This is a genomic window from Plantibacter sp. PA-3-X8 (assembly GCF_003856975.1).
GTDB lineage: Bacteria > Actinomycetota > Actinomycetes > Actinomycetales > Microbacteriaceae > Plantibacter > Plantibacter auratus.
Genome location: NZ_CP033107.1, coordinates 1,352,872 through 1,372,305, shown reverse-complemented (window position 1 = coordinate 1,372,305; position 19,434 = coordinate 1,352,872). Strand labels below are relative to the sequence as shown.

The following is a 19,434-nucleotide window of genomic DNA, read 5'->3' as shown; positions in this document are numbered from 1 at the left end:
AGGACCGCCGTCGGAGGTCGCTGACGGGTGTTGGCTCTGAGCTGTCCCGAACGGGACACAGCACCACGCACCCGCACCACGCACCCACTGGAGTCCTCTTGCTCGACCTCGTCTACGTGCTCGGCGTCATCGCCGTGTTCGCTCTGGTCGGCCTCGTCGCCCGGGGAGTGGAGAGACTGTGATCGTCTTCGAACTCCTCGCCGCCGTCCTGGCCGTCGCCGCCGTCGTGTACCTCGTGTACGCGCTCGTGAAACCCGAGAGGTTCTGATGCAGACCCTCTTCGCGATCCTCCAGGTCTCGACCCTCGTCCTGGTCCTCGTGCTGCTCTACCGTCCGCTCGGTGAGTACCTCGCCCGGGTGTACACCTCGAGCAAGGACTTCGCCGTCGAGCGCGGCTTCTACCGCGTGATCGGTGTCGACGCCCGCTCCGAGCAGACCTGGCAGGCCTACCTCCGCGGGGTGCTCGCCTTCTCGCTCGTCGGCGTCCTCCTCGTCTACGCCCTCCAGCGTGCACAGGCCGTCCTGCCCTTCGCACTCGGCCTCCCCGCCGTCCCCGAGGGCCTGTCGTTCAACACGGCCGTGTCCTTCGTCACGAACACCAACTGGCAGTCGTACTCCCCCGAGGTCACGATGGGCTACACCGTGCAGCTCACGGGCCTCGCGGTGCAGAACTTCGTCTCCGCCGCCGTCGGCATCGCCGTGGCCATCGCCCTCGTCCGAGGCTTCGCGAGTCGCCGCAGCGGCACCATCGGCAACTTCTGGGTCGACCTCACCCGCGGCACCCTCCGCGTGCTGCTGCCGCTCTCGGTCGTCATGGCGGTCGTGCTCATCGCGGGCGGGACCATCCAGAACCTCAACGGCTTCACCGACGTCACGACCATCACGGGCGCGACGCAGACCATCCCCGGCGGACCGGTCGCCTCGCAGGAGGCCATCAAGCTCCTCGGCACGAACGGCGGCGGGTTCTTCAACGCGAACTCCGCGCACCCCTTCGAGAACCCGACCGCCTGGACGAGCCTCGTCCAGAACATCCTCATGCTCGCGATCCCGTTCTCCCTGCCGCGCACCTTCGGCCGCATGGTCGGCGACCACAAGCAGGGCTACACGATCCTCGCGGTCATGGGCGTCATCTTCCTCGCCTCGTTCTCGATCCTCACGGCGCTCGAAGCCCGCGGCCTCGGAGCGGCACCGATGGCGGCCGGCGGTGCGATGGAGGGCAAGGAGCAGCGTTTCGGCGTCTTCGCCTCGACGCTGTTCGGCTCGACCTCGACGCTGACCTCGACGGGTGCCGTCAACTCGATGCACGACTCCTACACGGCACTCGGCGGCATGATGCCGATGATCAACATGATGCTCGGCGAGATCGCCCCCGGCGGCGTCGGTTCAGGCCTGTACGGCATGCTCGTGCTCGCCGTCATCGCCGTGTTCATCGGTGGGCTGCTCGTCGGCCGGACGCCGGAGTACCTCGGCAAGAAGATCGGCCCACGGGAGATCAAGCTCGCGAGCCTGTACATCCTCGTGACGCCGACCCTCGTGCTCGCCGGCACCGCTCTGAGCTTCGCCATCCCCGGCGTCCGCTCGGATGTGGAGACGACGTCGATCTGGAACCCGGGCCTCCACGGCCTCTCCGAGGTCCTCTACGCCTTCACCTCTGCGTCGAACAACAACGGTTCCGCGTTCGCCGGTCTCACGGCGAACACCCCGTGGTTCAACACGGCGCTCGGTGTCGCGATGCTCCTCGGTCGCTTCGTCCCGATCGTGCTCGTCCTCGCGCTCGCCGGTTCGCTGGCCGCACAGGACCGGGTGCCGTCGACAACCGGAACGCTCCCGACCAACCGGCCGCAGTTCGTCGGCCTCCTCACCGGTGTCGCCGTGATCATCACCGCACTCACCTACTTCCCCGTACTCGCGCTGGGTCCCCTGGCGGAAGGGCTGTCATAACCATGTCCACCACGCACACGCTTCCCGCCCCGGCGGAACCCGAGCAGGAGCAGGACCACCACCATGAGCCCGCGAAGGCCGCGTTCGGTCCGGCGCAGCTGCTCGCCGCGACCCCGGGTGCCTTCCGCAAACTCGACCCGCGGCTGATGGTCAAGAACCCGGTCATGTTCATCGTCGAGGTCGGCGCGGCACTGACCACCGTCCTCGCGATCGCCGAACCGTTCCTCGGTGGTGCGCAGGAGTCCGGCGGCTCGGCCGTGCCGGCGTCGTTCACCTGGGGCATCGCGATCTGGCTGTGGCTCACGGTCGTGTTCGCGAACCTCGCTGAGTCCGTCGCCGAGGGACGCGGCAAGGCGCAGGCCGACAGCCTCCGCAAGACGCGCACCTCGACCATGGCGAACCAGGTCACGGACTACGACGCCTCGGCGGACCCGTCCGCGGAGCACGCCGCCATCGGCCAGGTCTCCTCCGCGGACCTCACCCTCGGCGACGTCGTCGTGGTGACCGCCGGCGAGCTCGTCCCGGGCGACGGCGACATCGTCTGGGGCATCGCCTCGGTCGACGAGTCGGCGATCACGGGCGAGTCGGCCCCGGTCGTCCGCGAGTCCGGCGGTGACCGCAGCGCCGTCACGGGCGGCACCCGCGTGCTGTCCGACCGCATCGTCGTCCGCATCACCTCGAAGCCCGGTGAGACCTTCGTCGACCGCATGATCGGCCTCGTCGAGGGTGCGGCGCGGCAGAAGACGCCGAACGAGATCGCGCTCAACATCCTGCTCGCGAGCCTGTCGATCGTGTTCGTGGTCGTGGCGCTGACGCTCAACCCGATCGCCTCCTATGCGGCGGCTCCCGTCAGTGTCCCGGTCCTCATCGCCCTGCTCGTCTGCCTCATCCCGACGACCATCGGCGCCCTGCTCTCGGCGATCGGCATCGCCGGCATGGACCGACTCGTGCAGCGGAACGTGCTCGCGATGTCCGGCCGCGCGGTCGAGGCCGCCGGCGACGTCACGACCCTGCTGCTCGACAAGACCGGCACCATCACCTACGGCAACCGGCAGGCGGTCGAGTTCATCGCCCTCCGCGGGGTCACGCCGGAGGAACTCGCGCAGGCCGCCGCCCGGTCCTCGCTCAGCGACCCGACGCCCGAGGGCAAGTCGATCGTCGACCTCGCGGCCGAGCGTGGCATCCACCTGGACGGGTCCGGGGCCGGCGAGATCGTCCCGTTCACCGCGCAGACCCGCATGAGCGGCCTCGACCAGCCGGACGGTGCACAGATCCGCAAGGGCGCAGGCTCGGCCGTGCTGGCCTGGGTGGATTCGTTCGGCCCCCTCGCCGAGGCGACCCGCGCCGAGCTCCAGGAGCACGTCGAGGCGGTGTCCGCCGGCGGCGGCACCCCGCTCGTCGTCGCGCAGACCGACACCAGCGGCACCGCGCGGGTGCTCGGCGTCGTCCGCCTCAAGGACGTCGTCAAGGCCGGCATCGCGGAGCGGTTCGCCGAGCTGCGCGCCATGGGCATCCGCACGGTCATGATCACGGGTGACAACCCGCTCACCGCGAAGGCGATCGCCGCCGAGGCCGGAGTCGACGACTTCCTGGCCGAGGCGACGCCCGAGCAGAAGCTCGAGCTCATCCGCAAGGAGCAGGAGGGCGGCAACCTCGTCGCGATGACCGGTGACGGCACGAACGACGCTCCGGCGCTCGCACAGGCCGACGTCGGTGTCGCGATGAACACGGGCACCTCCGCTGCGAAGGAGGCCGGCAACATGGTCGACCTCGACTCCGACCCGACGAAGCTCATCGACATCGTCCGGATCGGCAAGCAGCTGCTCATCACGCGAGGCGCGCTCACGACGTTCTCGATCGCGAACGACGTCGCCAAGTACTTCGCGATCATCCCGGCCATGTTCGCCGGGGTGTTCCCGGGGCTCGCACTGCTCAACATCATGCAGCTGCACTCCCCCGCGTCGGCGATCCTCTCGGCGATCATCTTCAACGCCATCATCATCGTGATCCTGATCCCGCTGGCCCTCCGCGGTGTGAAGTACCGACCGCTCAGCGCCTCGAAGGTCCTCAGCCGCAACCTGTTGGTCTACGGGCTCGGTGGCGTGATCGCGCCGTTCATCGGCATCAAGCTGATCGACCTCGTCGTCACCCTCATCCCCGGCTTCTGAGCCGACGACCCAGATCAAGCTGATCGACCTCGTCGTCACCCTCATCCCCGGCTTCTGAACCTCACCCAGCACACGAAAGCAGACAGAACATCATGAGTGCATCCCGCAGCGGCATCGCCCAGTACTGGGTCGCCATCAGGGCCATGCTCGCCCTCACCGTCGTCCTCGGCGTCGGCTACCCCCTCATCGTCACCGGCATCGGGCAGGCGACGATGTCCTGGCAGGCGAACGGATCCGCCGTCACCGAGGGTGGCACGACGGTCGGCTCAGCGCTCATCGGGCAGTCGTTCACCGACGCCGACGGCAAGCCGCTGCCGCAGTGGTTCCAGTCGCGTCCGTCGGCGGCCGGCGACGGCTACGACGGTGGCGCGTCGAGCGGCAGCAACCTCGGGCCGGAGAACACCGACCTCGTCGCCTCGATCGAGGAGCGCCGCGCGGCCATCGCCGCCTTCGAGGACGTCGATCCGTCGAGCATCCCCGCCGACGCGCTGACGGCTTCCGCGTCCGGCCTCGACCCGCACATCAGCCCGGCCTACGCACTGCTGCAGGTGCCCCGTGTCGCCGCCGAGCGCGGCCTCGACGAGGACGAGGTCCGTGCCCTCGTCGAGCGCCTGACGCAGGGCCCCGACCTCGGCTACCTTGGGGAGTCCACGGTCAACGTCCTGCAGCTCAACCTCGCCGTGGCAGGACTGGACGGATAACCATGCAGCGCGGACGACACAGCGCGGCCCCCGGGGTCGGCAGGCGGAGCGCGATGCTCCAGGAGAACTGAACACCATGCAGCGCGGACGACTCCGGGTGCTCCTCGGCGCGGCCCCCGGGGTCGGCAAGACCTACGCCATGCTCGAGGAGGGGCACCGCCTCGCCGGGGAGGGCGTCGACGTGGTCGTCGCGGTCGTCGAGACCCACGGTCGGGCCGCGACCGCTGCCCTGACGGAGGGGCTCGAGACGCTGCCGCGTCGGGGCGTCGAGCACCGGGGCGTGACGCTCGACGAGATGGACCTCGAGGCCGTCCTCGCACGCCACCCCGGACTCGCGCTCGTCGATGAACTGGCCCACACGAACGCCCCCGGCTCCACGAACGAGAAGCGCTGGCAGGACGTCGAGGCCCTGCTCGCCGCCGGCGTCTCCGTGCTCTCGACGGTGAACATCCAGCACATCGAGTCGCTGAACGACGTCGTCCGGCAGATCACCGGGGCGCCGCAGCGGGAGACGATCCCCGACGCCGTGCTGCGGGCGGCCGACCAGATCGAACTCATCGACCTCGCTCCACAGGCCCTCCGCGACCGGCTCGCCGGCGGCCGGGTCTACCCGGCCGAGCGGATCGACGCCGCACTGTCCAACTACTTCCGCCTCGGCAATCTCACGGCACTGCGCGAGTTGGCGCTGCTGTGGCTGGCGGACGAGGTCGACTCCGCCCTGCGCGACTACCGCGCCGAGCACGGCATCGACAGCACCTGGGAGGCGCGTGAGCGGGTCGTCGTGGCCCTCACCGGCGGTCCGGAGGGCGAGACCCTGCTCCGACGCGGCGCCCGGATCGCCGCCCGTTCCTCCGGTGGCGAGCTCATCGCGGTGCACGTGACGACGCAGGACGGCCTCCGGTCCGCGAACCCCGGTGCACTCGCGCAGCAGCGAGCGCTCGTCGACACCCTCGGCGGCACCTTCCACCAGGTCGTCGGCGACGACGTGCCGCGTGCGCTCGTGGACTTCGCGAAGGCGGCGAACGCGACGCAGCTCGTCATCGGTGTCAGCCGGCGCAGTCGCCTGTCCGCCGCGGTCACCGGTCCCGGCATCGGCAACACGGTCATCCGCGAGTCGGGCAACATCGACGTCCACATCGTCAACCACGAAGCGGCGGGCGGGCGGTTCCGGCTGCCGAAGCTCGGCGGCGCCCTGAGCGCACGGCGCCACATCGCGGGCTTCGCGCTCGCGCTCATCGGCGGGCCGCTCGTCACCTGGCTCCTCCACCTTGCCCGCACGGAGGAGTCGATCACGAGCGAGGTGCTGTCGTACCAGCTGCTCGTCGTGCTCGTCGCGCTCGTGGGCGGGTTCTGGCCGGCGGTCTTCGCTGCCGTCCTGTCGGGCGTCACGCTCGACTTCGTCTTCGTCCAACCGCTCTACACCGTGACGATCGACGATCCGGCGCACCTCGTGGCGCTCGTGCTGTACGTCGTCATCGCCGTGATCGTGAGCGGGGTCGTCGACCTCTCGGCGCGACGGGCTCGCACGGCGAGGCGCGCGGCCGCGGAGTCCGAGCTGCTCGCGACGGTCGCGGGCAGCGTGCTCCGCGGCGAGGGCGCCCTGCAGGCGCTCGTCAGCCGGACCCGCGAGTCCTTCTCGCTCGCCGGGGTGCGCCTCGTCGCGGGTGAGCAGGTCCTCGCGGTCGACGGCGAACCGACCCGCGGCGGCGACTTCACGAGCATCCCGATCGGCACCCGCGCGGTACTCGAACTGCACGGCGGGGTGCTCGCCGCGTCCGACCGCCGCCTGCTCGCCGTCATCGCAGCGCAGCTCGACGCCTCGCTCGAGCACACCGATCTGCGCGCCACCGCCCGGGAGGTCGGCCCGCTGGCTGCCACAGACCGGGTGCGGAGCGCGCTGCTCTCGGCGGTCAGTCACGACCTCCGGCGCCCCCTCGCCGCCGCGACCGCCGCCGTCACCGGCCTGCGCGCGACCGACGTCGAACTCACCACGGCGGACCGCCACGACCTCCTCGAGACCGCGGACGACAGTCTGCGCACGCTCGCGGCCCTCGTCACGAACCTGCTCGACGTGAGTCGCCTCCAGGCCGGTGTCCTCGCCGTGACCGTCGCGCCGATCGACGTCGAGGACGCGATCCTGCCGGCCTTCGACGAGCTCGGCATCGGGCCGCACGACGCCGAGCTCGACCTCGCGCCCGATCTTCCACCCGTCCTCGCGGACGCCGGCCTGCTGCAACGCGTCATCGTGAACCTCCTGACGAACGCGCAGCGCTTCAGCCCAGACGACACCCCGGTCCGGATCGCGACGAGCTGGTTCCGCGACGCCGTCGAGATCCGCATCGTCGACCACGGTCCGGGGATCGCGCCCGACCGGCGGGAGGACGTGTTCGTCCCCTTCCAGCGGCTCGGCGACACCGACAACCTCACCGGTCTCGGCCTGGGACTCGCGCTGTCGAAGGGCTTCGTCGAGGGGATGGGTGGCACACTCGAACCGGAGGACACGCCGGGTGGGGGCCTCACCATGGTGGTGTCACTGCCGGCGGCACGTGATCAGGAGGGGACCGCTCGATGAAGATCCTGATCGCCGACGACGACCCGCAGATCCTCCGGGCCCTGCGCATCACCCTCACCGCCCGGGGCTACGAGATCATCACGGCCGAAGACGGCACCGCTGCGCTCAACGCCGCGACGACGCACCGCCCCGACCTGTACCTGCTCGACCTCGGCATGCCGGGGCTCGACGGGCGGCAGGTGATCGAGGGCCTCCGCGGCTGGACCGACGCGCCCATCCTCGTGGTGTCCGGTCGTGCCGGATCGACGGACAAGGTCGAGGCGCTCGACGCCGGAGCCGACGACTACGTGACGAAGCCGTTCGCCATTGACGAACTGCTCGCGAGGATCCGCGCGCTCACCCGGCGGGTCCCCGGCGCCGAGGCCGAACCCACCGTGCGGTTCGGCGACATCGTGGTCGATCTCGCCGCGAAGCAGGTCACCAAGCAGACCCCTGGTGCGTCCCCGGCCACCGTCCGTCTGACGCCGACGGAATGGCAGGTGCTCGAGCTGCTCATCCGGAACGCCGGCAAGCTCGTGACCCGACAGATGCTGCTCACGGAGATCTGGGGTCCGACGCACGTGACCGACACCGGCTACCTGCGCCTCTACATCGCGCAGCTGCGGAAGAAGCTCGAGCCGGAGCCCGCCACCCCTCGCCACCTGCTCACCGAGGCCGGCATGGGGTACCGCTTCCAGCTCTGAGCGAGCGCTCGCGTCGAGTCGGGCAGGGTAACAGGTTGCAGCGCCCGAGGCCATGCCCCCGGAATCGCAGCTTGCACGCGTACCGTCGCAGTCGCGTCCGGGCTTTCCGGACGAGACCCATGCAGGTACCGCAGAACCAGAGAGGATGGCGCCCATGACCCAGGTCATCGAAACCATCGACGTCGACGTTCCCGTCTCCGTCGCCTACAACCAGTGGACCCGCTTCGAGGACTTCCCCAAGTTCCTCGACGAGGTCGACTCGATCACGCAGGTCACCGACACCCTCACGGAGTGGACGGTCACCGTCGCCGGACAGACCCGCACCTTCGAGGCGGAGATCACCGAGCAGCACCCCGACGAGCGCGTCGCCTGGAACAGCACCGGCGGCGAGGCGGACCACGCCGGCGTCGTCACCTTCCACCGCCTGGAGGACGCCAAGACGCGTGTCACCGTGCAGCTGGACTGGGAGCCCAAGGGCCTCCTCGAGCACCTCGGCGCAGCCGTCGGTGTGGCCGGCCATGCGGTCAAGAAGGACCTCGGCAACTTCAAGCAGCTCGTCGAATCCGAGGGCCAGACCGGACAGGGATGGCGTGGCGATGTCGAGTGACGGCCCCCGCCCCGGTCCCCCGCACACGCACGACGACGACGTGAAGCACGACGTGCCGAAGCCCGAGGAGGTCGACCCCGAGACGGGCACCGACGCCGAGGGCGACCCCGTCGAGAACCCGTCGGGCTGATCCTCCGGCGTCGGCCCGTCCGAGGCGAGCACCGCCCCGAGACGGGGACCGACGCCGACGGCGACCCCGTCGAGAATCCGTCGGGCTGATCACCTGATCCCCGCCGGCCGGCACTCCCGTCGCCTCTAGGCTCGGAGCATGAGTGCTCGCGCCGGTCAGGCGAACCCCCGCCCCGCGCTGTCCGCCCCTCTTCGGCGGCGGCGCGGGGCGATCTTCGTCTTCATGCTCACTGTCGGCGTGGGCCTGTCGTCCTTCATCGTCCGGACGCCGGCCGTCCGCGACCTCGTGCACGCGAGCACCGCCGAGATGGGACTCATCCTCTTCGGCATCTCCGTCGGATCGATGACGGGCATCCTGTCGTCCGCAGCGCTCGTCCGTCGGTTCGGTGCGCGTCGCCCGATCATCATCGGCGGAGCGGCGTTCGTCATCGGACTCGCGCTCCTCGCCCTCATGGCGGGTGCCGGGCAGGGCGTCGGTGTCTTCCTCGGTCTGATCGGCATCGGTCTGGGCTTCGGCCTCGCCGAGATCGCGATCAACATCGAGGGCGCGATGATCGAGCAGCTGTCCGGGCGGTCCATCCTGCCCGTGCTCCACGGCTGCTACAGCCTGGGTTCCGTCATCGGCTCGGTCGCCGGCATCGCGCTCACGGCGATCGCCTTCCCGGTGATGATCCATCTACTGATCGTCGCGACCGTCGCGCTGGCGGCGCTGCTGTGGGCGATCCCGAAGATCCCGGCCGAGACCGGACGACAGTCGGACACGGGCGCTGGCTCCCCCGGGATCCGTGCGCAGCTCGCGGTCTGGCGGCAGCAGCGCGTGATCTTCCTCGGGCTCATCGTGCTCGCCCTCGCGCTCGCCGAGGGCGCCGCCGGCGACTGGTTGCCGCTCATCATGGTCGACGGGCACGGCACCACGGCAGCCGTCGGATCGATCGTCTTCGCCGGGTTCGCACTCGCCATGACGATCGGTCGTTTCGCCGGTGAACCGCTCCTCGCCCGCTTCGGCAAGGCCAACGTGCTGCGGGTGAGCGCCCTCGTGTCGGCGGTCGGGATCGGGCTCGTCGTCTTCTCCGACAGTGTCCTCGTCGCAGGGCTCGCGGTGCTGCTGTGGGGGCTCGGTGCGGCGCTCGGCTTCCCGGTGACCCTCTCGGCGGCGGGTGAGAGCGACGATCCGACGACGACCGTCGGCGCCGTGGCCTCGGCCGGCTACGTCGCGTTCCTCGTCGGGCCGCCGCTGCTCGGATTCCTCGGGGAGCACTTCGGTCTGCGCGGCGCGATGATCGTCGTGCTCGCGGTGGTCGTCCTGGCGTCCTTCCTGACGTCCGCGGCGAAGCCGCAGGAGCGGCAGCGGACGGCCTCGCCTACCGGTCCCTGAGTCGCAACCGCTGGTCCCTGAGCCGCAGTCGCCGGTCCCTGAGCAACACCATCCCGGTCCCTGAGCAACACCATCCCGGTCCCTGAGCCTGTCGAAGGGCGCACTTCGACAAGCTCAGTGACCGGGGCTGCTCAGCGCGGGTGGCGCTTGGAGCGCCGGATGTACCCGGGCAGCAGCACGCGGCCGGAGACGCCCGTGCGGCGGGCGAGGATCTCGCCGAGCGTGACGCCGGCGGCGAGCGCGAGGCCGGTGAGGCCCGCCTGCAGCAGCTGTTCGACCCCCTCGGAACCCTGCTCGCCGTTCACGAGCGCGAGCATGCCGCGGTAGATCGCGAGCCCGGGCAGCAGCGGCACGATCCCACAGATGGTGAGGATGATCGCCGGGATGCGCAGCCGCGGGCCGAGCGCCTCCGCGGCGAAGCCGATGATGAGCGCGGCGAGCGCACTGGCTGCGGCGGGCGCGACGCCACTGCCGGAGACGAACACGAAGACGGAGAACGCGATCGCGCCGGTGACCCCGGCGAAGAACGCTGCACGGAGGGCCGCCTGCGAGGCCATCGCCCAGGCGGCGGAGGCCACGGCCGCGCCGACGATCTGCACGGCGACGGGCCACGGGCTCACCGGGAGGTCGAAGAGGACGAGGGAGATGCCGAGGCGCCGGGCGAGGTCGAGGACGCCACCGATGCCGACCACGATCCCGATGGTGAGGAGCATCACCTCGACGAGCCGTCCGCTCGCGGTGACGGGGAACCCGTTGATCGCGTCGTCGGCCGCCCCGACGAGCGAAGCGCCGGCGAGGAGGACGACGATGCCCGACGCGACGATGAGGGCGGGCGGCAGGGCCGAGAGGTCGTCCGGGACGTAGGGGCTGAGGATCGAGATGAGGACGGCGACGGTCGTGGCGATGGCCGCCCCGGTGAGTTGCAGGAAGAAGACCGGCAGCTTCCAGACGTTCAGTGCGCGGAAAGCGCTGTCGATGAGCGCGGTGGTGGCGGCGGCGAGCAGCATCGAGACGACGCCGCCCCCGAGGAGGACGGCGACGGCCGCCGCCATCGTCGACAGCAGCACGGTGACGAAGCCGCGGCGGTAGGTCCGTCGTGCGGTGAGGATGCGGTCGAGGTCGCGGTGGGCGGCGCCGAGGCGGGCGTGCAGTTCGTCGCGGAGGTCGGCCTCGTCGTCGCGGGCGACGTCGGTGACCGTCATGATCGGTTCGGATCGGTTGGTGATGCCCTCGGCGACCACGACGACCTTGGCGAGGCGGTCGAAGTCGGCGGAGGGCGAGCGGACCACGCGGAGCACGGTGACGCCCGGTGACAGCTCGGACCCGTCGTGCGCGATGAGGATGGAGGTGAAGGTGAGGTCGACCTGGCATTCGAGGTCGAACGCACGGCACACGCGACGGATGGCGTCGGTGACCTCGGCCGCTGCGGCTCCGAGTGCCAGCATCGACTCGCCGATCCGGCCGGCCAGCTCGAGCACCTCGCGCACGGGCCGTTCCGCATTGAGGCGGACGACCGCCTGCTCGTCGACGCCCTCCGGCGCCGCTCCTCGGATTCCCCCGGCCAGCTGACTCAGCAGCGAACGCATACCCACCCGCTCATCGTACGAGCCACCGGTGACGGCTGGCTCGCCCTGGTGTTCGGCGGTCGTCTGTGCGAGGCGATGGGCGGGTCCGAGCGGCCCGAATCCTCGTGATCATCTCGAATGTCAGTGGTCCATGGTGGACTGGGGTCATGACCGAGACCGCCACGATCCAGGGCCTCGAAACGCACGAGCGCACGGGGCATCCGGAACACCCGAGCGATGCCTTCGCTGCTCGGATGGCGTCGTTCACCGATCGGTTCGTCGACCTCGCCCGCCGACGCGCGGCGGTCGACGCCGAGGAGGCGCAGCTGCTGGCTGAAGCCTTCTCCTACGCCGATGCGACCGCGTCAGCGCTTGTCTCCGCGAGCACCACCTCGACTGACGCCCGCGACCTCGCGCGGCGGTCGATGTGCGCGTCGCTCGCGATCGCCACGAGGATGTCCGAACCGACGCTCCAGGCGCGGGTCGGCGACGCCGAGGCCCTCGTCCACCACGCACCCACCGTGCTCGAGGCCCTCGCGCAGGGTTCCATCAGCGGCGGTCACGCCCGCGCGATCACCGACCAGCTGCGCGACGTCCCGGCAGAGGGCCGCTCGGTGTTCCTCGAGCAGGTGCTGCCCGTGGCCCTCCGATCGACGACCGCACGCCTCCGGCAGCGCGCGAGGGTCGTACGGGAGCGGTTGCACCCCGAATCGATCACCGCTCGACGCACGCGCTCGATCACCGACCGCCGTGTCGAGCTCGAAGCTGCGGCCGACGGCATGGCCTGGCTGCACTTGTTCACCACCGCCCCGCTGGCGCACGCGATCAGGAACCGCCTCGACGCCGTCGCGGTCCCGGCGCGGATCGCGGGCGACACCCGCACGCTCTCGCAGCTGCGCGCCGACGCCCTCGCGTCGCTCGCCGTGGCCGGCACGGTGAGCGACGACGTCGGTCCCATCCCGGTCGACCCGGAGACGACCGGGACGTTCACCTGGCTGCCCGGTTCCGCGCCGCTCGACGACGCAGCCAGGATCGCGGAGGAGGCGGTCGCCGCCGGGGCCGACCCCTTGCTCGCCGAGCCCGTCGGCATCGAGGCCCGCATCCGGGCCACCGTCCAGATGACCGTCCCGGCCCTGTCCACCCTCGGCGTCACCGACGAACCCGGCGTGCTCGACGGCTACGGCCCGATCGACCCCGACACCGCCGCCCGACTCGCCGTCACGGCCCCTTCCATGACCCGTCTCCTCACCCAACCGGAAACGGGAGCCGTCGTGTCCGTCGGGCGCGAGCAGTACCGGGTACCGGCAGACCTGGCGCGCGCCGTCCGCCTGCGAGACACCACGTGTCGGGCCCCGGGCTGCGGACGAGCCGCCCGGAGCTGCGACCTCGACCACTCGGTCGCCTGGCAGGACGGCGGCACGACAGCTGTCGACAACCTGGCCTGTCTCTGCCGACATCATCACCGGCTGAAACACCTGCCGGGTTGGAACCTCGAGCACCACCCCGGCGGCGTCCTCACCTGGACCACACCCGACGGCCGACGACACGAGACCAGACCCGAGCTCGCCGAGACGGGGTGAACCTGGGCGACCCGGGCTCAGTCCGAGACGACCGGCACCACGAACCGGTGCTCACCGTGCGCGACCACCTGCTCCTCCGCACCGGTGAGGGCGATCTCCGCGGTGACACCGACGGGCACGACCACATCGACCTCCAACGCCTCCCCGGCGACCCGCCAGGACACACTGATGCGCCCATACGGCGACTCGTGCGCGACCGTGGCCGACGTCAGTCGCGGATCGGGTCGAGGTGCGATCCGCACCCGACGGTACCCGGGCGCGACACTCGTGAGCCCACCGATGGTGCGGTGCATCCAGTCGGCGACGGCCCCCAGGGCGTAGTGGTTGAACGACGTCATCCCGCCGGGGTTCACGGTCCCGTCCGGGCGGAGGCTGTCCCAGCGCTCCCAGATCGTCGTGCCGCCCTGCTTCACCGTGTACAACCACGACGGGCACTCGTCCTCGAACAACAGGTCGTAGGCGGTCGACAGGTGGCCGCTGTCGGTCAACGCGTCCGTGATGAGCGGTGTCCCCGCGAAGCCCGTCGCGATACGGTTGCCGGCCGCGGCGACGAGCTGGGCGAGCCGACGACCTGCCCAGTCCCGCTGCTCCGGGGTCGGGAACAGTCCGAACTCCAGTGCCAACGAGTACGCCGTCTGCGCATCGCTCGTCAGCTCGCCCGTCTCGAGCACGTACTCCGCGGCGAAGGCGTCCCGGACCGCCGCTGCGAGCCGCCCGTAGTGCTCGGCGTCGGCCGTCAGTCCGAGTTCGGCCGCCGTCTCCCCCAGTCGCTTCGCCGACCACGCGAAGTACGCGGTCGCGACGAGGTAGCGGTCGGTCGCGGCATCGGCTGGGTCGTTCGGGGGTGCAGCCGGGTCGAGCCAGTCGCCGAGCTGGAAGCCCGTGTTCCACAGGTGGCCGGGCCCCGCGAGACGGTCGACGAGGTCCACCCACCGCTTCGCGCTCTCATACTGCGTCGCGAGCACCCCGCGGTCTCCGAACCGTTCGAACAGGGTCCACGGCGTCAGGACGGCGACGTCGCCCCACACCGCGCCCGGCCGGATCGGCGTCCACTCGCTGCCACCAGGGATGACCGGGACGTACCAGGGGATGGTCCCGTCGTCGAGTTGCTCCGCCTCCACGTCCCGCAACCACCCGCCCAGGAACCCCGCGCAGTCGTAGAGGAACGACGCCGTCGGGGCGAACACCTGGATGTCCCCGGTCCAGCCGAGCCGCTCGTCCCGCTGCGGGCAGTCGGTCGGCAGGCCGACGAAGTTGCCGCGCATCCCCCAGACCACGTTCTCGTGCAACCGGTCGAGCAGCGGGTCGGACGATTCGAACCACCCCGTGCGCTCCATGTCGCTGTGGTAGACGAGCGCTTCGACGTCCGACGGATCGAAAGCGCCCGGCCATCCCGTGATCTCGGCGTACCGGAATCCGTGGAACGTGAAGCGCGGCTCCCAGACCTCGACGTGATCGGCCTCGTCGGCGGCATCGGCGTCGGATGCCGGACCACGCAGCGTGTACCGGTCGGTCGCGAGGGCACCACGCAGCGGACGGGTGTAGATCTCGCCGTCCTGCATGACCTCCGCATGGCGGAGCTGCACGGTCGTCCCGCGCGCTCCGGAGACGCGAATGCGGAGGCGACCCACGAGGTTCTGCCCGAAGTCGAGCACCGTGGCGCCGGAGGGCGAGGTGGTCACCTCCACCGGCGAGACGACCTGCGTGTTCCGGACCGGCGGCCCCTGCGGCGCCACCAGTGTCCCGGTATCGCGCGACCCGACGGCGACGGGAGAGAAGCCTTCCCCGTCGAACCCCGGAAGCGACCACCCGGCCACCTCCTCACGCGCGTCGTAGTGCTCGCCGAAGTAGAGGTTGCTGCGGAGGATCGGCCCGAACCCGGCCGTCCAGTCGGCGTCGGTGGCGATCGTCGTGCGCGTGCCGTCGGCGTGCGTCACCTCGAGCTGCGCGATGAGCGACAGGTCGGCCCCGTACAGGTTGGGATACCCGCCGTGGAAGCCGATACGGCCGCGGTACCAGCCGTCACCGAGCCAGGCCCCGATCGCGTTCCCGCCCGCACGCAGCGCGTCGAGGACGTCGTACGTGCGGTACGTGAGGCGCTCGCCGTAGACGGTCCAGTCCGGCGCCAGGGCGTCCGCGCCGATACGGCTCCCGTTGATCTCGACCTCGGCGAGCCCGTGGGCGGTCACATACAGGCGGGCGGAGACGATGTCGTCCGGCAGCGAGAACTCCCGACGGACGAGTGACGGTCGCCGTTCGGCCTCCGGGTCCTCGTCCCACGCGCCGCCCACCGGCGCCGCCGACCAGTCGGACGGCTCCAGCAGGCCGGCCTCCACCGTCGCCGACTCGCTCCACGCCGACCACGCACCGTCACGGTTCTGAACCCGGATCCGAACCACTGCCGCCTCACGCGACTCGAGCGGTTCGAACGGCCAGTCGACCAGCACCTGCTCTGAGGAGGCGACCGGCTCCGCCTCCGTGCGGCCGTCGGCGCGCACCGCCTCGACCTGATACGCGGACTGCTCGAAGTCGGACGGAGCGGTGAGCTTCCAGGACAACCGCGGCGACGCGACGCCGATCCCGAGCGGCTCACGGAGGTGCTCGAAGCGTGGCGCGGTCACGGTGACCTGCTCGGCTACGGCGGTGGGAGGACGGCCGGCCTGGTCGGACGTGGTGGCGGTGATGGAGGTGGTCATGGCGAGACGTCGCCTTTCTCCCGGTCGGAGCGGACCCGGGTGAGCGGAGTGGTGGGAAGCGCGATCAAGGGCGCTGGGGACGGCGGCGACTGAGGGATCAGCCCTTGACGGAGCCCGCCGTAAGCCCCTTCATCACCCGCTGGTTCAGCACGAGGTAGAGCACGAGGGTGCCGAACACGTTGATGCAGATGGCTGCGAACAGCGGGCCGTACTGCGTGGCCCCGAACTCGCCGGTGAAGTTGAGCAGCCCGACCTGGATCGTGCGGAGGTCGGAGCTGTTCGTGAAGGTCAGCGCGATGAGCAGGTCGTTCCAGATGAAGAAGAACTGCACGAGGGCGATCGTGAAGATCCCGTTCCGGACCATCGGGAACCCGATGACGAAGAACGAGCGGATGATGCTCGCGCCGTCGAGGGTCGACGCTTCGAAGACCTCGCGCGGGATCGCCCGGAAGAAGGTCGCCATCATGAACACCGTGAGCGGGAGGCCGATCGCGGTGTAGGTGATGATGAGCGGCCAGAGCGTGCCGGAGAGCCCGGTCTGGAAGTAGACGGTGAACAGCGGCAGCAGGATCATCTGCCCCGGCACCATGATGCCGACGAGGAACGCCAGCAGGACGCCGTTCCTCCCCTTCCACACCATGACCTCGAGAGCGAAGCCGGCGGCGGTCCCGAGGATGATGATGAGCGCGAGCGCCGGGAACACCGCGAGCGCGCTGTTCGTGAGGTACTGGCCCATGTTGCCGGTGGTCCACGCTTCGACGTAGTTGCCCCAGGCGATCGAGGACGGCAGGGCGAAGGCGTCGCCGTTGATGAACTCGTCGTTCGTCTTGAACGAGCTGATCACCAGCCAGAACAGCGGATAGATCGTGATGACGAGGATGACCGCGACGAGGACGTTCAGGGGCAGCTTGACCAGCCCGCGGCGGAAGCGGCGGGCACCGGGCGAGACGCGCGGTCGGCGCTCGGGGGTCTTCGTGGGAACGGCGGTGACGGGCAGGGTGCTGGAGGTCATCGGCTCAGGCTTTCGTGAGGTCGCGACGCGAGGAACGGAAGATGAACACGGTCACGACGAGGCAGATGATCGTCAGCAGCAGGGCGATGGTGCTGCCGTAGCCGTACTCGCCGTAGGAGAACGACGTCTGGAACATGTAGAGCGTCAGGGGGCTCGTCGCGTTGCCCGGCCCGCCGTTCGTGAGCGCGATGATCGAGTCGAAGACCTTGAGCGTTCCGTTGATGCTGAAGATGATCGCCGACAGCAGGACGGGGAGTGACAGCGGGATGACGATGTGGCGCACGAGGCTCCAGCCGGTCGCTCCGTCGAGGCGGGCGGATTCCAGCGTGTCCTCGGGGATCTCGACGATGCCCGCGTACAGCAGGACGCCGTAGAAGCCGATGGAGCGCCAGATGTCCATGATCGCGATCACGAGGAACGCGTTCGCGCCGCTGCCGAACCAGTCGACGGAGTCACCGCCGAAGCTGGTGATGACCGTGTTGACGACGCCGGTGGAGGGTGCCACTTCGAACATCTTCTGGAAGAGGAGCGCGACCGCGACGGTCGGCAGGACGACCGGGAAGAACACGAGCGTGCGGATGATGCCGGACGAACGCTTCAGGACGAACACGTACAGGAGCGACATCAGGTACCCGATGAACACCTGCCCGATCGTGACGACCAGCGCGTACTTGACCGTGAAGAGGACCGCGTCCCAGACCTTCGGATCGCCGGCTGCGCGCACGAAGTTGTCCACGCCCACGAAGGTGAAGCCGGTGATGGTGTTGCCTTCGAAGACCGTGTAGCCGAGCGACCAGATGACCGGGACGAGCATCACCAGGGTGTAGACGAGGAGGGCGGGACCGAGCAGGATCGCGATCGCCCGCTTGTCGCCGAGTACGTGTTTCATGTCATGTCACTTCCGTGTGCAGCCGCGGTGGGAGGCGGGCGACGGCGCGAGACCGCCGCCCGCCGCGGGTCAGTTGTCGAGGTCCGCCTGGACGAGCTGCATGAACTCCTCGGGGCTGATGGCCCCGGTCACGAGCTGTGCGGCGTTCGTCTGGCTGGTGGTCGTCGCCTTCGTGGAGAAGAGCGCCTCGAACCAGAGCACGCTCGACGTCGACTCGGAGATCGTCGTCTGGATCTCCTGCGTGAGCGGTGCGACGCCGGTCACCTCGGTGTTCGTCTTGAACCCCGAGATGGTGCCCTGGTCCTGGAGCGCCGCGCTGCCGTAGTTCTCGGCGATGCAGCCGAGCCAGTCGCCGACCTTGTCGTCGTAGAGCTTCGCGTTCATGGTCGTCGGCAGGCCGACGTTCGCCGGGTACTCGTCGATCGAGCCCTTGCCGCCCTCCACGGCCGGGAACGGCATGAAGCCGACGTTGTCGATGCCGATCTGGTTCGCCGTCTCGTCGTTCATCGACTCGAGGATCCAGCTGCCCATGTAGAACATCGCGGCCTTGCCGGTGAGGAACTGCTGCGCGGCGGTGTCGTAGTCGATCGATCCGACGCCCTGCCCGAAGTAGCCCTTCGCGCCGAGGTCGGCGACGGCAGCGGCCGCCTCGACGTACTCGGGGTCGGTGAGCTTCGCGTCGCCGTCGGCCACCTTCTGCAGCGCGTCGGCGCCGAGGTCGCGGAAGAGGTAGTCGCCGACGAGACGCGTGAGCGGCCAGCCCTGCTCGCCGGAGGCGGAGAACGGGGTGACGCCCGTCTTCGAGATGGTGTCTGCAGCGGTGACGAGCTCGTCCCACGTCTGCGGGATCTCGACGCCGGCGTCGGCGAAGATCTGCTTGTTGTACCAGATCCCCTCGATGTTGTACTGGTAGGGCAGCACGTTGAACTTGCCACCGTAGAGCGCCTTGATGGTGCTGATCGCCGCGGGCTCGATGTCGTCGAGCGCGTCGAGGTCGGTGAGGGCCTGCTCGAAGTCGACGACGTTGCCGGAGCCGTCGAGCGTTTTGGTGAGATCGGGGGCGTTACCCGCCGCGTACATGACGGGGAGGGAGTTCTGCCCGGCGAGCAGCTGGAGCTTCTGGTCGAGGTTCGTCTGCGGGACCGTCTCCACCTTGAGCGGCAGGGCCGTGTTCTCGGCCTTGCACTGGTTCTCGCTGAGGGCCGTGATCTGCCCCGGGATCATCGTGTTCTCGGAGTTGATGAGGTAGGTGAACGAGGACGCCGTGGTCGAGCCACCACCGCCACCGCAACCGGTGAGGACGAGAGCGAGCGCTCCGGCGCTGGCGGCCAGCGGAGCCAGGACGGCTTCCCGGCGCATGGGTCGTGTCATTGCGATTCCTCCTTGAATGCAGGCCCCGAGCGGTGCCGTGTGTTGTTGACGCGCATCAATTGATGCGCGTCAAGTGATGAGACTAGGTAAACTGGCCTCGATCCGCAAGGTGGAATCGGTAACGATTCACCGATCGACGCGGATC

At 69.8% G+C, this 19,434-nt stretch carries 15 protein-coding genes; 10 read left to right on the top strand and 5 right to left on the bottom strand.

The window, feature by feature from the left end; translation table 11 throughout:
• Nucleotides 1-178: 178 nt before the first annotated feature.
• The 9 genes from kdpF to EAO79_RS06550 all read left to right on the top strand — a co-directional run bounded on the left by kdpF (nt 179) and on the right by EAO79_RS06550 (nt 10,176).
• Nucleotides 179-268, top strand: coding sequence for a K(+)-transporting ATPase subunit F (gene kdpF / locus EAO79_RS06585; protein ID WP_056009336.1), 90 nt, complete (start codon nt 179-181; stop codon nt 266-268).
• Nucleotides 268-1,941 carry a potassium-transporting ATPase subunit KdpA gene (kdpA, locus tag EAO79_RS06580; protein WP_124768449.1) on the top strand — a complete coding sequence of 558 codons (1,674 nt, stop codon included), beginning with the start codon at nt 268-270 and terminating at the stop codon, nt 1,939-1,941. Before kdpF ends, kdpA begins: the two co-directional genes overlap by 1 nt.
• A 2-nt stretch (nt 1,942-1,943) precedes the next feature.
• Nucleotides 1,944-4,109 carry a potassium-transporting ATPase subunit KdpB gene (gene kdpB / locus EAO79_RS06575; protein WP_124768448.1) on the top strand — a complete coding sequence of 722 codons (2,166 nt, stop codon included), beginning with the start codon at nt 1,944-1,946 and terminating at the stop codon, nt 4,107-4,109.
• Nucleotides 4,110-4,201: 92 nt separating this feature from the next.
• A complete protein-coding gene (kdpC, locus tag EAO79_RS06570) occupies nt 4,202-4,810 on the top strand; it encodes a potassium-transporting ATPase subunit KdpC (RefSeq protein WP_079704772.1) in 609 nt (202 codons plus the stop codon).
• 76 nt (nt 4,811-4,886) lie between these two features.
• Nucleotides 4,887-7,382: a DUF4118 domain-containing protein gene (locus EAO79_RS06565; RefSeq protein ID WP_124768447.1), complete on the top strand. Its 2,496-nt coding sequence runs from the start codon at nt 4,887-4,889 to the stop codon at nt 7,380-7,382.
• Complete coding sequence (locus tag EAO79_RS06560; protein WP_079704770.1) at nt 7,379-8,065, top strand: response regulator; 687 nt, start codon at nt 7,379-7,381, stop codon at nt 8,063-8,065. The genes EAO79_RS06565 and EAO79_RS06560 overlap by 4 nt, the downstream gene beginning before the upstream one ends.
• A 154-nt stretch (nt 8,066-8,219) precedes the next feature.
• The gene (locus tag EAO79_RS06555) at nt 8,220-8,672 is read left to right on the top strand and encodes an SRPBCC family protein (RefSeq protein ID WP_124768446.1); all 453 of its coding nucleotides are present in this window, start codon (nt 8,220-8,222) and stop codon (nt 8,670-8,672) included.
• Nucleotides 8,662-8,802, top strand: coding sequence for a hypothetical protein (locus EAO79_RS19035; protein WP_159877259.1), 141 nt, complete (start codon nt 8,662-8,664; stop codon nt 8,800-8,802). The genes EAO79_RS06555 and EAO79_RS19035 overlap by 11 nt, the downstream gene beginning before the upstream one ends.
• Before the next feature lie 138 nt (nt 8,803-8,940).
• Nucleotides 8,941-10,176: an MFS transporter gene (locus EAO79_RS06550; RefSeq protein WP_124768445.1), complete on the top strand. Its 1,236-nt coding sequence runs from the start codon at nt 8,941-8,943 to the stop codon at nt 10,174-10,176.
• 131 nt (nt 10,177-10,307) lie between these two features.
• On the opposite strand, the gene EAO79_RS06545 is transcribed toward EAO79_RS06550, so the two are convergent.
• Nucleotides 10,308-11,762, bottom strand: coding sequence for a threonine/serine exporter ThrE family protein (locus EAO79_RS06545; RefSeq protein ID WP_079704767.1), 1,455 nt, complete (start codon nt 11,760-11,762; stop codon nt 10,308-10,310).
• Between the two features lie 146 nt (nt 11,763-11,908).
• Between EAO79_RS06545 and EAO79_RS06540 the strand changes: the two genes are divergently transcribed.
• Nucleotides 11,909-13,321: an HNH endonuclease signature motif containing protein gene (locus EAO79_RS06540; protein ID WP_124768443.1), complete on the top strand. Its 1,413-nt coding sequence runs from the start codon at nt 11,909-11,911 to the stop codon at nt 13,319-13,321.
• Between the two features lie 17 nt (nt 13,322-13,338).
• On the opposite strand, the gene EAO79_RS06535 is transcribed toward EAO79_RS06540, so the two are convergent.
• The 4 genes from EAO79_RS06535 to EAO79_RS06520 form a co-directional block, all read right to left on the bottom strand.
• Nucleotides 13,339-16,017 carry an alpha-L-rhamnosidase gene (locus tag EAO79_RS06535; RefSeq protein WP_124768442.1) on the bottom strand — a complete coding sequence of 893 codons (2,679 nt, stop codon included), beginning with the start codon at nt 16,015-16,017 and terminating at the stop codon, nt 13,339-13,341.
• A 97-nt stretch (nt 16,018-16,114) separates the two neighbouring features.
• Nucleotides 16,115-17,029, bottom strand: a complete 915-nt coding sequence (locus tag EAO79_RS06530; RefSeq protein ID WP_124768441.1) for a carbohydrate ABC transporter permease — start codon at nt 17,027-17,029, stop codon at nt 16,115-16,117.
• Between the two features lie 4 nt (nt 17,030-17,033).
• Complete coding sequence (locus EAO79_RS06525) at nt 17,034-17,918, bottom strand: carbohydrate ABC transporter permease (protein ID WP_124768440.1); 885 nt, start codon at nt 17,916-17,918, stop codon at nt 17,034-17,036.
• A gap of 69 nt (nt 17,919-17,987) precedes the next feature.
• Complete coding sequence (locus EAO79_RS06520; RefSeq protein WP_124768439.1) at nt 17,988-19,289, bottom strand: ABC transporter substrate-binding protein; 1,302 nt, start codon at nt 19,287-19,289, stop codon at nt 17,988-17,990.
• Between the last annotated feature and the right edge of the window lie 145 nt (nt 19,290-19,434).

Excerpts from the sequence above, each read along its gene's own strand:
- kdpA (WP_124768449.1), top strand. The coding sequence starts at position 268 with ATGCAGACCCTCTTCGCGATCCTCCAGGTCTCGACCCTCGTCCTGGTC.
- kdpB (WP_124768448.1), top strand. The coding sequence starts at position 1,944 with ATGTCCACCACGCACACGCTTCCCGCCCCGGCGGAACCCGAGCAGGAG.
- kdpC (WP_079704772.1), top strand. The coding sequence starts at position 4,202 with ATGAGTGCATCCCGCAGCGGCATCGCCCAGTACTGGGTCGCCATCAGG.
- EAO79_RS06565 (WP_124768447.1), top strand. The coding sequence starts at position 4,887 with ATGCAGCGCGGACGACTCCGGGTGCTCCTCGGCGCGGCCCCCGGGGTC.
- EAO79_RS06560 (WP_079704770.1), top strand. The coding sequence starts at position 7,379 with ATGAAGATCCTGATCGCCGACGACGACCCGCAGATCCTCCGGGCCCTG.
- EAO79_RS06555 (WP_124768446.1), top strand. The coding sequence starts at position 8,220 with ATGACCCAGGTCATCGAAACCATCGACGTCGACGTTCCCGTCTCCGTC.
- EAO79_RS19035 (WP_159877259.1), top strand. The coding sequence starts at position 8,662 with ATGTCGAGTGACGGCCCCCGCCCCGGTCCCCCGCACACGCACGACGAC.
- EAO79_RS06550 (WP_124768445.1), top strand. The coding sequence starts at position 8,941 with ATGAGTGCTCGCGCCGGTCAGGCGAACCCCCGCCCCGCGCTGTCCGCC.
- EAO79_RS06545 (WP_079704767.1), bottom strand. The coding sequence starts at position 11,762 with ATGCGTTCGCTGCTGAGTCAGCTGGCCGGGGGAATCCGAGGAGCGGCG.
- EAO79_RS06540 (WP_124768443.1), top strand. The coding sequence starts at position 11,909 with ATGACCGAGACCGCCACGATCCAGGGCCTCGAAACGCACGAGCGCACG.
- EAO79_RS06535 (WP_124768442.1), bottom strand. The coding sequence starts at position 16,017 with ATGACCACCTCCATCACCGCCACCACGTCCGACCAGGCCGGCCGTCCT.
- EAO79_RS06530 (WP_124768441.1), bottom strand. The coding sequence starts at position 17,029 with ATGACCTCCAGCACCCTGCCCGTCACCGCCGTTCCCACGAAGACCCCC.
- EAO79_RS06525 (WP_124768440.1), bottom strand. The coding sequence starts at position 17,918 with ATGAAACACGTACTCGGCGACAAGCGGGCGATCGCGATCCTGCTCGGT.
- EAO79_RS06520 (WP_124768439.1), bottom strand. The coding sequence starts at position 19,289 with ATGACACGACCCATGCGCCGGGAAGCCGTCCTGGCTCCGCTGGCCGCC.